Source organism: Limnospira fusiformis SAG 85.79 (assembly GCF_012516315.1).
GTDB lineage: Bacteria > Cyanobacteriota > Cyanobacteriia > Cyanobacteriales > Microcoleaceae > Limnospira > Limnospira fusiformis.
In genome coordinates, this window is sequence record NZ_CP051185.1 from 963,262 (window position 1) to 976,129 (window position 12,868).

General features: G+C 44.8%; 15 protein-coding genes. 5 read left to right on the forward strand and 10 right to left on the reverse strand.

Translation table 11 applies throughout. The features are described from left to right. Positions 1-172: 172 nt before the first annotated feature. Positions 173-727 (forward strand): GGDEF domain-containing protein, encoded by a 555-nt coding sequence (locus HFV01_RS04745; protein WP_231296334.1) that lies wholly within the window; start codon positions 173-175, stop codon positions 725-727. A gap of 32 nt (positions 728-759) precedes the next feature. On the opposite strand, the gene HFV01_RS30185 is transcribed toward HFV01_RS04745, so the two are convergent. From HFV01_RS30185 to HFV01_RS04765, 5 genes are all read right to left on the reverse strand, one after another. Further along, positions 760-1,476 (reverse strand): lipase family protein, encoded by a 717-nt coding sequence (locus HFV01_RS30185; RefSeq protein ID WP_318286166.1) that lies wholly within the window; start codon positions 1,474-1,476, stop codon positions 760-762. A gap of 63 nt (positions 1,477-1,539) precedes the next feature. Next, on the reverse strand, positions 1,540-1,842 hold the full coding sequence (locus HFV01_RS30190; RefSeq protein ID WP_318286167.1) for a hypothetical protein: 303 nt from the start codon (positions 1,840-1,842) through the stop codon (positions 1,540-1,542). A 76-nt stretch (positions 1,843-1,918) separates the two neighbouring features. Beyond that, a complete protein-coding gene (locus HFV01_RS04755; RefSeq protein WP_318286168.1) occupies positions 1,919-2,881 on the reverse strand; it encodes a lipoprotein N-acyltransferase Lnb domain-containing protein in 963 nt (320 codons plus the stop codon). Between the two features lie 449 nt (positions 2,882-3,330). Then, positions 3,331-4,365, reverse strand: coding sequence for a M42 family metallopeptidase (locus tag HFV01_RS04760; protein ID WP_006623981.1), 1,035 nt, complete (start codon positions 4,363-4,365; stop codon positions 3,331-3,333). Between the two features lie 24 nt (positions 4,366-4,389). Continuing rightward, positions 4,390-4,836 (reverse strand): hypothetical protein, encoded by a 447-nt coding sequence (locus tag HFV01_RS04765; RefSeq protein ID WP_006623982.1) that lies wholly within the window; start codon positions 4,834-4,836, stop codon positions 4,390-4,392. A 558-nt stretch (positions 4,837-5,394) separates the two neighbouring features. Here HFV01_RS04765 and HFV01_RS04770 point away from each other — a divergent pair. Beyond that, entirely contained in the window at positions 5,395-5,553 is a 159-nt protein-coding gene (locus HFV01_RS04770; protein ID WP_006622681.1) for a hypothetical protein, read from the forward strand. 308 nt (positions 5,554-5,861) lie between these two features. Here the strand turns inward: HFV01_RS04770 and HFV01_RS04775 are convergent, their stop codons facing one another. Next, entirely contained in the window at positions 5,862-7,187 is a 1,326-nt protein-coding gene (locus tag HFV01_RS04775; protein WP_006623983.1) for a hypothetical protein, read from the reverse strand. A 127-nt stretch (positions 7,188-7,314) separates the two neighbouring features. Between HFV01_RS04775 and HFV01_RS04780 the strand changes: the two genes are divergently transcribed. Further along, positions 7,315-8,004: a diacylglycerol/polyprenol kinase family protein gene (locus HFV01_RS04780; protein WP_006623984.1), complete on the forward strand. Its 690-nt coding sequence runs from the start codon at positions 7,315-7,317 to the stop codon at positions 8,002-8,004. A gap of 278 nt (positions 8,005-8,282) precedes the next feature. Here HFV01_RS04780 and iscB read toward each other — a convergent pair whose 3' ends face one another. From iscB to HFV01_RS04795, 3 genes are all read right to left on the reverse strand, one after another. After that, positions 8,283-9,554, reverse strand: coding sequence for an RNA-guided endonuclease IscB (gene iscB / locus HFV01_RS04785; RefSeq protein WP_193520875.1), 1,272 nt, complete (start codon positions 9,552-9,554; stop codon positions 8,283-8,285). A gap of 267 nt (positions 9,555-9,821) precedes the next feature. Next, positions 9,822-9,974 (reverse strand): hypothetical protein, encoded by a 153-nt coding sequence (locus HFV01_RS04790; RefSeq protein WP_006623986.1) that lies wholly within the window; start codon positions 9,972-9,974, stop codon positions 9,822-9,824. A 364-nt stretch (positions 9,975-10,338) separates the two neighbouring features. Next, the gene (locus tag HFV01_RS04795) at positions 10,339-10,926 is read right to left on the reverse strand and encodes a thioredoxin family protein (RefSeq protein WP_006623987.1); all 588 of its coding nucleotides are present in this window, start codon (positions 10,924-10,926) and stop codon (positions 10,339-10,341) included. A 149-nt stretch (positions 10,927-11,075) separates the two neighbouring features. Between HFV01_RS04795 and HFV01_RS04800 the strand changes: the two genes are divergently transcribed. Both HFV01_RS04800 and HFV01_RS04805 read left to right on the forward strand, forming a co-directional pair. Further along, positions 11,076-11,480: an NIL domain-containing protein gene (locus tag HFV01_RS04800; protein ID WP_006618054.1), complete on the forward strand. Its 405-nt coding sequence runs from the start codon at positions 11,076-11,078 to the stop codon at positions 11,478-11,480. A gap of 10 nt (positions 11,481-11,490) precedes the next feature. Next, positions 11,491-11,931, forward strand: coding sequence for a hypothetical protein (locus HFV01_RS04805; protein WP_006623988.1), 441 nt, complete (start codon positions 11,491-11,493; stop codon positions 11,929-11,931). On the opposite strand, the gene larE is transcribed toward HFV01_RS04805, so the two are convergent. After that, positions 11,928-12,755, reverse strand: a complete 828-nt coding sequence (gene larE, locus HFV01_RS04810) for an ATP-dependent sacrificial sulfur transferase LarE (protein WP_006623989.1) — start codon at positions 12,753-12,755, stop codon at positions 11,928-11,930. The genes HFV01_RS04805 and larE overlap by 4 nt on opposite strands. Between the last annotated feature and the right edge of the window lie 113 nt (positions 12,756-12,868).

The window sequence follows — 12,868 nt, forward strand, 5'->3', positions numbered from 1 at the left end:
ACACATCACTACCAGTGTCTTTGTGTTCTATAACCCCCGTTTAGGTAGAGGTCTGGGGGTGGAGTTGACCCCAGGTTATGGACAGTTGCGTAAATGTCATGCGATCGCGGTAGTCAAGGCTAATCAATACATGATATAAATGATATATGCCTCGAGTAAGGAGTGGGTAACTTTGCCACTAGATGAGATAAATTCTTACTCTCAAATTCCTACACAGCCAGAGTTACAGGACTCTGAATATCTGAACAGCAAAGATTGTTTTTGTTGTGTCAGTGAACCTAGAGCAGTCAAAAATCGCATTAACCAGTGTTTAGGCATTGCTAAACGTCACAGCCTACCCGTATCCTTGGCACTAATGGGGATGGAGGGTTTAGATCTGTGTCTCCAACAACAGGGATATCAGAAAACTGATCAGGTGTTAATGGAACTCATCCAAGAAATTCAGGATCACCTACGCGAATGCGACTGGGTAGCCTACTGGGGTAATAATCAATTTGTGATGGTGATTTTCTCGGACCCACCAGGGGCAAAAATTGCGCTCAAACGTATTTGGCAAGCCTTTAAAAGTCGCGAAATTCACTTAGATGATGCGGTAATTACCTGTTCTGCCAGAATAGGTTTTACTCAAGTGCATCATAATGAACACATGAATGCCTGTTTAGAACGCATGGAATCTGCCTTACATAAGGCAAAAACGACAAACAAAGCCTTGGCTTTTTTAGCTTAAATTAGCTCCCCAAAAGTTATGATTAGTGGCATTTACCACAAGCTACCACCACCGCCTTGATGATGCCGATAAATCTGATAATAATACCGATAACTATAAACATGAATCGCTATTCTTTCCTGTAGGATTTGTTGTAGCAAGTTAAGGCGTTTGGTATCAAAATCTGGGGATGGAGAAATCTGCTGTTGTTGTTGGAGAATCGCAAACTGTTGGTTAAGTTGATTAAGGCGATCGCTTCCTGTAGCTTTAATTAATCTTCCAAAGGGAACATAACCTAAAGCCCGATAGATAGGTTTCATGGGAGAATCATCATCATAAAGTAGCATATCCCCCGGAGTTTCAATGCGGATAATATTAGGGATCAAATCGGGATATTGACTAATAAAATTAGCTTGTGCTACAGGTCCAGATCCAAAAACTATAACTTTTAAATTTTCAGGATTAACCCCCGCATCAACTAACATCGCCGCATAGAGAATACTCGACCCACCTAAACTGTGTCCGGTGACGACAATTTCCACATCAGTTTTCGGGTTATTTTGAAGGTCTAGAATATCCTTGATCATCTCTTGGGAAATTTGATGATTAAACACAGAACCGGAATAATCACGGAACCCTTGATGAATTAACGCACCAGCACCAGGATAAAGATGTTCGGGTAAAGCAGAGACAGCGACAGCGATATCGTTGGGGTCTTCTAAGCTAGGATAAAGACCTTTAAACCCAATTACAAATGATACTTTTTCCATACCACCAGGGAGCAACTCTCCCCGGCTTAAAAAAACAGCATAGCCACCCAGATGCTGGTCTTTTTATACCAGAAAGAAATCCGATAATCTTAATCGGGTATTGACTACTTTGATAGCATCAGGTTCAGTTTCATATAGTGCGGCTATATTGGCGATCGCCTGCTGTCTAGCGGCTTGATTTCCAGTGTTCTCCGCCTGAAATAACTCGTAGATTAACTGGGTGGTGAAGTGAGAGGCTTTCCCAATCATTTCGCATTCTCTATTTCCCGACCTACATAGGGACTCAAACTCGGGAGAACTGATCAGGGGTACATTGGCTGAAGATGGTTGACGAATTCCGGTGGCTATAACTAAAGTTGCCACCATTGTTGAATACAGAAATAGCCGTTTTTTCACCATGATAATTTACCCTAAAAAACTGGGTAGTTAATGACTGCTAATACTACCAAATCATCCCGCCACCACCAGTGTTTTTTAACTCATCATTCAAATCAGCGATCGCCATTCCTTTAATCCCTCGACGTTGCAAAGCGTTGGGGGAAATATTGGGGATATGTTCCTGCAAAAATTCTAACTTAGTGTCATCTAAACTATCAGCCAAAAACTGATTAATCGCCTTTTGATCTAATGAGCCATTAGCCAATAAAATGGATATCTTTTCTCCGGTCGGTGCATTAATCAAAAGTTCCTCTTCTGAATGAGGATCTCTCTGATAGCCAATGGTTTGGTCAATGATTCTAAAGACTTCGGTAGTACAATTTCTACTCAGGCTATTATACATTTGAGTTAACCCAGCTTGGTGGCTTTTGGTTATAGCATTTAAAAGTAACTGATTTCTTTGTGTGGGGGTTAAGTTTAATTGAATTTGTTGAACTTTATGACCGTCTTGAATAATCATCCGTTGAACTCTGGACTCCAAAGAAACCAAACGATAGGCGATCGCAAAATTATCAAAGAAACCCGCCACCAAATCAAAGTTACCCCCCACCACGGCTACAGCTTCCACCGAAAAAATCAGGTCTTTTAGCTGCACGGGGGACTGGGGAGAACCGGGAATTTGAGGAATTAACACCACCTCGGAACCGGGAGAAAAACGGAATCTTAGTTGAGCATGGGAGGCGGGAAAGGGATATTCCAGTTGATAGATAACTTCGGCTACGGAGTTGGGGAGAATTTTAGCGACCCAAAACTGATTTTGGTGACTGACATTAGCTACAGCGATCGCCTCGGGTTCGATACCATATTCAGCCGCCTCAGCAGCAGATAAACGTCGCAGCGATCGCTGGTGACAGGAATTGATACACTGACCCTGATAAATTCCCCGTGGCATTTTAGCTTGAGGGTCAAAGCGATCGTTCAGATCACACCGACAATTAGCATCAGGGAGAGTAGGTCTAGTCTCCACAGCTCTACTAGACAACCCAGGAGTCAACAGGAAAATTGCCGAAGTGAGAGTAAGCAACTTGATCCTGAAAATCTGCCTATTTTTCAAGTATGCAGCCCTCCTAACGCATCGGACACCATTAGAGCTATTATAGCAAAAATCTGGCAACCATCACCTAATAAATTACCCCATCAGGTGAATTGATTAGCAGTGTAACTCGATATCATAATAAATACAGAGTTTAATATGAACTTTTATGCTTAACAAATCTTCACAATCCGCTGATCAAGTAGCCATTTTATTTTTGATAGGCTATCTGATTGTGTCGCTGGCTATAACTTTGGGGTTTCATATCACTGCACATTACACTGAATCTGTCACCAATTCCATGATTGAATCTGATTCTAGTTTAACCCCATAAATGGCTGTAAATGGCTGTAAATCCCATAAAGACCTGTAAATCCAGGAAATTATAACCCTTGACAATAACTCAACAAAATGCTAGTGCAATGAGAAATTGCCCCTAAATGAGCAATCTCAAATCCATGAGTATTTTGGGTAGGAAAACTCAAACAAGCCGCCCTAGAAATATGCCCAAACTTCATAGCAATAGAAGCATCACTACCAAACCCCCGAATAATTGCCGATTGAATCGATACATTTACTCGCTGAGATGCTTTCCGTAATTCAGCATTTAACCCCTCATCATAAATGCCATAACCATCTTGAGATAATAGCACGGGTTTCTCACCAGATTCTATGGGATATTCTGGCGCTAGGGGACAAATTTCTAAAGCAATTAAGGCATCCAGACGGGTGCGATTAGTAAAATATAAAGCGCCGATCGCCCCCACTTCTTCCTTAGCAGAGGCTACCAAATAGACGGTTACCGGAGGATTTTTAATCTGTTTAGCCAACTCTAATAAAATCGCCAAAGAGGCTTTATTGTCGAGGGTATAACTAGCGATATAGTCCCCCATGCGGAAAGGTTTTTTGCGATGTTTTCCTACTACTACACGAGTACCAGGATGCACCCCGGCTGCTTGTAAATCCTGTGGCGATCGCAGAGTTTCTACCCAAGCATCCTCCCAGGTTAACGCCTTCTCAGTCTGAAAAGACTTTTGGGGGGACTCATGGGAAATATGGCGGGAACCAAAGCTAAGAATGCCTGAAATTGTCTGATTATCTCCCCGTAGGTCTACGACTCCCTCACCATAAACCCAAGGAAAAGATCCCCCTAATTTCCGAATCCTGACCCGTCCGTTAGGTTCAATATTATTAACAATAGCGCCTATCTCATCTTTATGTCCGGTAATAGCGATCGCCACATCAGGATTTTGACCAGGTATTTCAGCGATGACATTTTCCGCCTGGTCTTTCCACACCTTCACCCCCAAATCCGAAAAGCGATCGAGCAGGAAGCCATCTATTTCGGACTCGTCGCCACTAGGAGAGTGACACATCACTAACTGTTCAATAGTGGCAAATAGTTGGTCAAATTCCAATTAATCCCCCCTATATGTTATGGATTATTTACTGTCTTTCTTGGGTTTAAAAATCGGCCCCCAAATTCCCAAAAAAATCAACACAATTAAAACTATAAATGCTCGTTCCGAATTCACATCGACCATTGATTGCATATCCATTAGAGGAGGCGGTTCGATAATGGGTGGGTTTAGATCGGGATTTCTATAAAAATCCTGGTAGTTGATCACAGGTCGCAGAGTATAAGGATACTCATGAGCAGGTCGATGGCGGCGAGGTCGATGGTATTGTACCGGGTGAGGATCATGGTGTGGGTGGGGGTCATGGTATCTAGTTGGCTGATCATGTCTAGGTTGTGGATGGGGTCTATGGGGCGGAAATGTATTGCACTCATCAATATAATGATGATGATGAGCAGAAGCCGACCCAACGGACAGAATACTCCCGACCATCGCCAAACCAGTTATGGTCAACAATTGCCACTTTTTCATGATCTACTCCTCACCACCGGATGACAATTGGTAGGGGTCGAAAGGAAAGTCACCTTTCCCAACTCCCATTCAAAACCGTGCTTGATACTTTCACATCACACGGCTCCTGATGTGGATACCCTATTTTGTCAGTAGGAACAGGGTTACTACCCCCTGCTTTATGACTTCAACTTTAGGAGCTATATACACCACGTAGTCTTTAAACTCGCTCACGGTCGTAAGCACTCTTACATCATCGCAGTCTCTATATCCACACCGTGACTAGTGGGCATATCCCAACCATTACAGTTAGGCATTAGCTTTCAGTCACATCCTTTCCCCTTATGGGCATACGCTTACACTTTTCACTACTCCAGTGAGTAATATTGCTCACTTTCTTATATGGAGAGCCTAACAGGGGTTTCAACGTTCCGTATATATGGGCATTCCATCTTTAGATTTGTCCTATCCACCGGGGTACTTTTAAAGGTCTGTGAAGATGGCTAGTCAAGTCCTCTTCTTTTCCCCTTGTTCTTTTGAACACAGCGTGTCAACCTATTTCGCTACCTCGATATTACGATGGTTCAAGCCAGACATTCGGTTTCCCTAATCATGGATGGTTGGCAGTGGTCGGATTTTGGGAATGGGTTTTCCCTCACGCCTTCCGTTCCCCGCTTCAATCCCAGATTTGTGATTTCTGAAACTGGGGGTGGCTATCGCCTTTACTCTTTCCCATAATCACCCCAAGTGGGTTGAAATACTCCTCCTAAGTATACTTGGACGGTATTTTGTGATTTCTTAAAATGGGATTGACCTTGAGTTCCCTGCCTTGCTTAGTGCAACAACTCACTAAACGTCGGGACATATATACAGTTAAGGGGTTAGACTGGTTGAAGGTCTAATTTTCCCTCTAGGAGGTTATTTCAGGCATTGCAGCCTTATTTCACTCCTAAACGTCTCGCACTGACTATTTATCAATAGCAAATGGCGATCAGTATATCACACATAGCAACCCTGGAAGCAGCTACAGCACCGGACCCGATCACTCAAAATTCCACGGCTTCCTCAACCTTCTTATTTGGGAAAGTCGGTAATTGAATAGCAGACCAAGACTCCAACTTCCGGCGATGCTGGGGATAGATTAAAGGTGCCGGCCAATTATCCCCGTTTGGTCCAGACCCCACCCCGGCTAGTTGAGGGTTAGCCACTGATTCCTCTACTGGCTCTGGTGCGGCATATTCCAAGCGGATACGCTGTAGTTCCTCATCTACCAATCGAGGTTTCGGCCACTCTTCCAGCACGGGTTCACCCGGCGGAACAATTGACTCAATAGATATCTCTGTAGAGGGTGGGGGTGCGATCGCCTCGGAATCGGAAACATCGGACTTTGGTGATTCTCCCTGAGATCCTAAACCCTCCTTAGTTGATAGTAAGGGCGGCATAACTGGGGTAGGGTTATCATCACCTTGGGTAGGTGTTGTTAATTCGTCTGACTCCTCTACCGATGACCCTTGTTGTGCGAATTGAGCAGACCAAGGTTGAACAGGTGAAGCCTTAGATAAATTCATGGTCTGGGAATCAATCACAAAGGATGGCGATGATACCTCATCATCAGTACAATTGACCTCTGGCGAGGGTGAATCAACGATTAACTCAGGATTTGGGCTTACAGCAGATTGGCGAATTTCCTTCATCATATCCAAAGCCGCCTTAAACTCAAGAGTGTAGCGTTGTTGGCGTTGTAAACGCGATCGCAACTCACGGCAGGTATTTTGAACCCTGACTAATTCGTGGGACTGTTCATTGTAACCTTGACGGGTCATTGCACATTCTCTTTCCATCTGAGCCATGCGAGTTTGACTCGTATCCCACTGTTCAGTCAGGTTCTCTACCAAAACTTGCTGTTGTCGAATCACCCGGTTAGCAACATCTAGCTTTTTGAACAGACGATTCACCTGTGCGCGGGTAAAATCTAGTTCCTGCAATTGTTGATCAGAATTACTTTTGTGTTCCCTTAACTGTTGATGACAATCTTCCAGTTGTTCGGACAGTTCAGCAATGCGATCGATTAAATCCCGGTTACAAGCGTGAAGTGCTTTAATCAGAGGAGTTTCCGCACTACCCTCAAGCTCATTAATCCCGCCAGTAGCTATCTGGGGCGCTGTTCCTTCCGCCCTAACAGAGGCATTTTCTGGGGATTCTGTAACCAGAGGAATTTGATCAATAGCGATCGCATCAGGAAAATTCACCGTTTCCCAATCATCATCCCCTGTGTGGGAAATGTGGGTCAGCGGCTGCGCCACACCAGCTTCATACTCTGGGATGGCTGCTTCATCGGGGGATTGATTCAGGGGGAGATCGGCTTCAGACATGGACATATCCCAGACAGTTAGATAATCTCAGTATTAGTTTATCTTGACAATTGACAAACTTGGAGCTTGAAACATAACCCAATATATTCTGAATTTGGTTTCCTATTTTATACACTACTGTGAATTTATGCTTTCTGATTTAACTGCAAATCCCAACATTTGGCTTCATATCTCTCTGGTGGGTCTATGGTTAGCCTTAGTCCTGATTATTGCTGAAGGACTCAACCGCCTATTTTCGGTAGATCCAGAAATATCCCGAAAGGTGGTGCATATTGGGACCGGAAACGTGATTTTATTAGCTTGGTGGCTGGATATCCCCGCTTCCATCGGTATAGCAGCCGGGGTATTATCAGCAGCGATCGCCTTAATTTCCCTAAAAGTCCCCATTCTCCCCAGTGTTAATAGTGTCGGTCGCCAAAGTTTAGGGACATTTTTTTACGCCATCAGCATTGGTATTCTGATCGCCTGTTTTTGGCCGCGCCAACAACCCCACTACGCCGCCCTAGGTATTTTAGTCATGACCTGGGGAGATGGTCTCGCCGCCACCATAGGTCAGAAATTCGGTTACCATAAATATCAGATCTGGGGAAGCCAAAAAAGTTGGGAAGGTTCCCTCACCATGACTTTAACCAGTTTTATAATATCCACCCTAATTTTACTGCCAGTCTATGGTAACACCTGGCAAATTTGGAGTATCTCCCTAGCCGTCGCCCTCGGTGCTACCCTGTTGGAAATGGTATCTAAATTAGGTATTGATAATTTAACCGTTCCCCTCGGTAGCGCGGCGATCGCCTTCTTTCTCCATCAACTTTCTTAATCCTACCCCACACCAAAAGCCCCCAACCAAACCATAGCCAACCCTAGGGCTAGTATAGACACCGCCGGACTAGGCATTGCATCTCCCATCCCTTGGCTTAGGTGAAAATACTAGCACTAACTGCTATAGGTTCTGGTTGGAGGACAATCCAATGCTCGAACTTTAAACCAACCCGCTAAGACCGTCTTGATCACGTAAACCTCTTGGGAGCGTGGAAGCCCCGTGTCTTTAGACCGGGGAGGAAACGCGACAGGGGGACTTTAGTCCCCGTCAATCTTTCAAGCATAGGCGTAACCATCCTTCCTGTGAATGGGTTGGCAGTATTTGTGGCTGATGCCTGCCACCCGTACCGAAGCGGTGGTAATATCAAAACTACCAGACGCACGGCAGAGAACCCGTCCTAGATATGAGCCAATTTTCTTCCCCGCTGTGACCAGTGCCGTCACCATGTCGCCAGTCTGAAAGCCTTTATGAATTTGCCTCCTGGAGCGGTGACGATTCGGGAATCCGTACTTATTCGTCCCGCACATCTGACGGGTTCCATGCCCCTTTGCTAAAATCAGCAACGGTTTTGAAGTCAGAACTTCCAGTGATTCGACTGGTCCAACACAGGCAGCATCAAGCCAGTGAGCTTTAGGTAGGTTGAGCCTCAGTCGATTGAACTTCGTTTGTCCGCCCGTTCCTGTGGTAACTGGGAGTCCTGTTGCTTTCAGAGCCTTGAACAAGGCCCATCGGGTCGAGTTAACGGCAGCCGCATCTTTAAGGGGTGATTTGGCCTGCCTGAGAAGACGACTCAGGACATCAGGCTGGCCCGATAAAAAATCCCGAATGTCCCCATTGCCTTTGGCTTGATTGCATGAGTGGCAAGCCATCGTCAGGTTAGAAACCCGGTCAGAGCCACCCTTAGAGCGAGGCTGGATATGCTCAACTTCAAGTAGTACATTTTGAGCCCCACAGTAAGCACAGGTTCTGCCCCACTTTTCCAACAGGTATTCCCTGATTTCATAGCCTTGTAATTCTCCCTGCTGATACTCAACACCTGAAATCTCAGGGTTTTCCATCAATTGCAGGTCGAACCGTACTAGCTCTTGGGTAATGCGGCCAACTGGGGCAAGTCTACGAAATCGGTGAACCCAGGTCATTAGAGTATCTACTCGATGCTGCCAGCTGGGAGCTAACCAACCTTCGGGACGAGTCCGATTCAAGAACCGAGCTGGTCGATATCGGGTCTTGCGGTTTCGTCGAGAACGTCGGAGTTGACGACGAGAGAGCAATGCTTCTTTAATCTGCTGTCCTCGGTGCTGCAACTCGGCAGCAAAGATAATATGATTCCCTTGCTTCAAGGCAATTCCAGTGACTTTAGAGCCTGGGTCTAATTTGAGTTCGAGGGGTTCAGGATTAGCGTCAACCTCCTTGTTTAGAATAATGGTGAATGGGTAGCGTCGAAATACCGATGCTTTCCCGGCTTTGAGCAGTGATCGTGCCATCCCTGGCTTGCACGGTGTCAGGGGCTTGCGGTTGGTATCTAAAACGAAAACATGGTTAGACATTGTTGCGTCTGTTCTGATTGCTCGTAACGTTTGCTTCGCCAAGGTTCAGAGTCGGTACTTTCCAAATCGCACTGTCTTAACCCCTTAGGACTGTTTAACGATTTGGTTCTAGTGCCTGGAACTAGCACGCATTCCAGGGTAGGAACTTTAACTCTTGCTCTGAACGTAGCCAGTTAAGGCTTAAGCTGGTCAGCTACCTGAAAGCGGGGGGCACGAAGCCCCCGTGCTTCAGCCGGGGGTGCTGACGCTGACTCTATCCCCTAGCGTTTACTTCAGGGCTGGGGAAGGATTTTTACAGGGAGTTCCTTCAAACGGGCTAGGACCTACTTCTGGATAAGCATCGTCAGTGGGGCTAAAAATCCGAATCACTGCTTCGGTTAGGTAAGCCATCATATTTGATAGTTTAGACATCATATTCATAAGAAAACCTCACTTTTCTCTTGCCTTATATACCTACTATACTAGATGAAATTTCTGGATTTGCACAATATTTGCAATATTTATTTGCAATCAACGGATAATTCACCATAATCGATAAATCATGTTATAATATATAGGTTTGCCTCCGTCTCCGTCTCCGTATCATCTACCTAGCTAAAATCAAGCGATCGCCTTCTCTAAGCAACTCCCTAAAATCAGTACAATTACTCAAAGAATATCCTCGGAAAGTTTAGTTAACAAAAATCACAGTTTTTTTTAAGTTTTGATAATTTTTGTAAAAAACAGTTAATAAAAAGCGAGATCCGCCGCCAAGAGGCGGGCAATGTAGCCCGCCCGAAAGGCTTTAGAGTTTGACTTGGCTACCGTGTGCGCGAGGATCGGTGTTAGCATCCCCAGAGGGGACAACAGGGGCTTTAAAAGTGGAAACCTGCCCCATAGTTTCGACTGTTGGCATCAAATTACCAGCGATCAAAGCATCTAAACGAGACCCTAGGTTAGGTCGGGGAATTTCTCCGATCGCCTCCCCCATAACTTCAGCTTGATCATTGAGAAAGACAAAATGGGGAATCCCATCAACTCGATACTTGAGAATTTCCGGGAGCCATTTAGTATTATCAACATTGAGCATGACAAAATTAATGCGATCGCCATAACTATCGCGCAGATCTGCCATATCTTCAGCCATAGCCTGACAGGTTGTACACCAATTAGCATAAAACTCCATCAAAGTCGGTTTACCATTACTCAAAGCCACCTCAAGAGGGGTTGATTCCGTGGCCAGTTCCGTTAAAGATATAGAGGTAGCATTAGTTCGGAAACCCCAAAAAACCAAGACACTGAGAACAATTGCCACAAGAGCAATCAGAAAGTTTCTCAAACGAGTTGTGAATGAAGAAGTAGTTAAACTAGAATCAGATGGATTTGTACTCATTTAATGCAGCTAGTCACACAGATGATCGTCTTGGGTACAGTGTAGCGAATTAGACAAGTGCGGGGAAAATAGAAAGCGATCGCCCCACCAAAACAGCCACCATTGGTGATCGCATGGTATGATAGAGATGCTGTATTCTGCCGGGAAGCATGAAAAAACGAGTCACTTTGACTTTTCCCAAACGTTCAGTGCAGATGCCAATTACCTACCGACTGGCCAAAGATTTTAATGTAGCTGCTAATATTATTAGAGCGCAAGTGGCCCCTAATCAGGTAGGAAAACTGGTAGTAGAGTTATCGGGAGATATAGACCAACTCGAGGCGGCGATCGATTGGATGCAATCTCAAAACGTGACAGTTTCCCTAGCCAGTCGAGAAATTATCATTGATGAACAAAGCTGCGTAGACTGTGGACTATGTACAGGTGTATGTCCGACAGAAGCACTAACTCTCAATCCCGAAACCTTTTATTTAACATTTACGCGATCGCGTTGTATTGTGTGTGAACAGTGTATTCCCACCTGTCCCCTACAAGCGATTTCCACCAATTTATAATCTGGTAGCCATGAAATCCCATCAGATCGCGCCTATGCTTTGGGTGTCAATTTTCTTACTGATGCTCACCTATATGGTGTTTGGGTGGGATTTATTTAACCGACAAATAGAGTGGCACTTTTGGGTAATTATTAAATTAACTATTATCTTACTCGCCCTGTTTTTCACAGTTCCTTTAGAGAATTTAAGCCGTCCTCTCAATCGCTGGTTTCAGTCAAATATTGGCGCTTTTTTATCTGTAGTGGTCGGTGCTTTCTTACTGGTAGTATTAGCCACCAGGATGGAAATTTTTACCACTCTTCTGATGTCTTTATCCGCCACCATTCTCACCCGTATGGAACTACAAACCCACAGCACCAAAAACTGGCAGGCATTTTTAGTCCTGTGTCTGGTGTCAATGCTGGGGTTAGTAGTCGGCTGGCAACTTCATCACCTAGCGAGTATAATTTAGGTGTAGGTAACGAGGAGTTCCGGTTGTAATACTTGATTTAATTTACCACTACGATATCCTTCTAGGTCTAAGGTAACATATACAAAACCCAATTCCTGAAAAGTTTTCACTAAAAGTGGCAAATCATTTTGAATTATAAACTCCTGAATTTGTGCTGGTGGCAGTTCAATCCTAGCCGTGTCTCCCTCGGAGCGCACCCGCAGATTTTGCCAACCCAAACGGCGCAAATAAACCTCAGCACGTCCGACCCTCTGCAATTTAGCGATCGTGATTTCTTCTCCATAGGGAAAACGGGAACTTAAACAAGGTTGAGAAGGCTTATCCCAGCAACTTAACCCCAGATATTTAGAGATTTCCCGTACCTCAGCTTTAGTAACTCCCACCTCTGCTAAAGGCGATCGCACTCCCCTTTCCTTAGCGGCTTGCACTCCCGGGCGATAGTCCTGCAAATCATCAGCATTCACACCATCAACTATGTATAAATAACCCCGTTGTCTAGCTAAGGGTTTAAGCTGGTCATGCAGTTCACTTTTGCAGAAATAACAACGGTTAACCGGGTTAGCGGTGTAATTAGGATTAGCCATTTCCTGAGTGTAGATTTCCTCATGAGATATGCCAATCATCGCCGCCTGAATGCGAGCATCTTCCAAATCTTCCGGTAACAGGGAAGGCGAAACAGCGGTGACAGCTAAAGCGCGATCGCCCAAAATATCATAGGCAATTTTCGCCACCAACGTACTATCTATTCCTCCCGAATAGGCAATTAATGCCTGCTCCATTTCAGCAAATAGGGATTGAAGTTGTTGTAATTTCTCGATCACCATAGTTTTTTGTGTTATTTACCCGTAATTACAGGTTATCATCTTCCCTCGGTTATGGCATACCCCCTCTCTACTAGGAGCGATCGCACAGACAAAAATTGAGCCGGGGGGTTTCG

Coding starts and splice junctions, on each gene's coding strand:
- HFV01_RS04775 (WP_006623983.1), bottom strand. CDS start 7,187: ATGTCTGAAGCCGATCTCCCCCTGAATCAATCCCCCGATGAAGCAGCC.
- HFV01_RS04790 (WP_006623986.1), bottom strand. CDS start 9,974: ATGAATATGATGTCTAAACTATCAAATATGATGGCTTACCTAACCGAA.
- larE (WP_006623989.1), bottom strand. CDS start 12,755: ATGGTGATCGAGAAATTACAACAACTTCAATCCCTATTTGCTGAAATG.
- HFV01_RS04770 (WP_006622681.1), top strand. CDS start 5,395: ATGGTTCAAGCCAGACATTCGGTTTCCCTAATCATGGATGGTTGGCAG.
- HFV01_RS30190 (WP_318286167.1), bottom strand. CDS start 1,842: ATGGTGGCAACTTTAGTTATAGCCACCGGAATTCGTCAACCATCTTCA.
- HFV01_RS30185 (WP_318286166.1), bottom strand. CDS start 1,476: ATGGAAAAAGTATCATTTGTAATTGGGTTTAAAGGTCTTTATCCTAGC.
- HFV01_RS04795 (WP_006623987.1), bottom strand. CDS start 10,926: ATGAGTACAAATCCATCTGATTCTAGTTTAACTACTTCTTCATTCACA.
- HFV01_RS04800 (WP_006618054.1), top strand. CDS start 11,076: ATGAAAAAACGAGTCACTTTGACTTTTCCCAAACGTTCAGTGCAGATG.
- iscB (WP_193520875.1), bottom strand. CDS start 9,554: ATGTCTAACCATGTTTTCGTTTTAGATACCAACCGCAAGCCCCTGACA.
- HFV01_RS04780 (WP_006623984.1), top strand. CDS start 7,315: ATGCTTTCTGATTTAACTGCAAATCCCAACATTTGGCTTCATATCTCT.
- HFV01_RS04765 (WP_006623982.1), bottom strand. CDS start 4,836: ATGAAAAAGTGGCAATTGTTGACCATAACTGGTTTGGCGATGGTCGGG.
- HFV01_RS04805 (WP_006623988.1), top strand. CDS start 11,491: ATGAAATCCCATCAGATCGCGCCTATGCTTTGGGTGTCAATTTTCTTA.